The sequence below is a fragment of the Aeromonas sp. ZOR0002 genome, assembly GCF_963866995.1.
GTDB classification, from domain to species: domain Bacteria; phylum Pseudomonadota; class Gammaproteobacteria; order Enterobacterales; family Aeromonadaceae; genus Aeromonas; species Aeromonas caviae.
The window spans coordinates 11,356-12,016 of sequence record NZ_CAWMFQ010000274.1 but is presented as its reverse complement, the minus strand read 5'-3'; the positions used below and the strand labels follow the sequence as shown (position 1 = coordinate 12,016).

The window sequence follows — 661 nt, the reverse complement described above, 5'->3', positions numbered from 1 at the left end:
GATGAGTGCCGGCGCATAGCCCCGGCGGTTGAGAAACAGCATCACCTGGTTGCCCGCCGCCAGGTGCTCGGCCATCAGCTGCTCCAGCTGGGGGGAGAGCCCCGCCTGCAGCCGCACGTTCTTGATGTCGAGGATCACCTGGCGAGCGGTCTGGGCGTTGCCGGCGCGCCGGGTCAGGCTGAGGTGGTGATACTTGCCGCTGCAGGCGTTGTGCAATGTCTCCAGCGACGGGGTGGCAGATCCAAGCAGGATGGGAATGCCGGCGCGATGGGCCCGCATCACTGCCAGATCCCGCGCGTGGTAGCGAAAGCCGTCCTGTTGCTTGAAGGAGCCGTCGTGCTCCTCGTCGATGATGATGATGCCGAGGTCCTTGAACGGCGTGAACACCGCGGATCGGGTGCCGATCAGAATGGCGGCACCACCGTCGCGGCAGGCGAGCCAGGCATCGAGCCGCTCCCTGTCGTTCATGGCGGAGTTCATCGCCACCACGGGCACGTTGAAGCGGCGGCGAAAGCGGTTGATGGTCTGGGGGGTGAGGCCGATTTCCGGCACCATCACCAGCGCCTGCTTGCCCGCCTTGAGCAGGGGCTCGAGGATGCTGAGGTAAACCTCGGTCTTGCCGGAGCCCGTGATGCCGTCCAGCAGGAAGGCACCGAACTTG

1 protein-coding gene is annotated in these 661 nt (G+C 65.8%); it reads right to left on the bottom strand.

The genetic code is table 11. The features are described 5' to 3' along the window. Window positions 1-661: replication restart helicase PriA (gene priA / locus AACR77_RS14900; RefSeq protein WP_042882529.1), on the bottom strand; the 661-nt coding region annotated here is incomplete at both ends.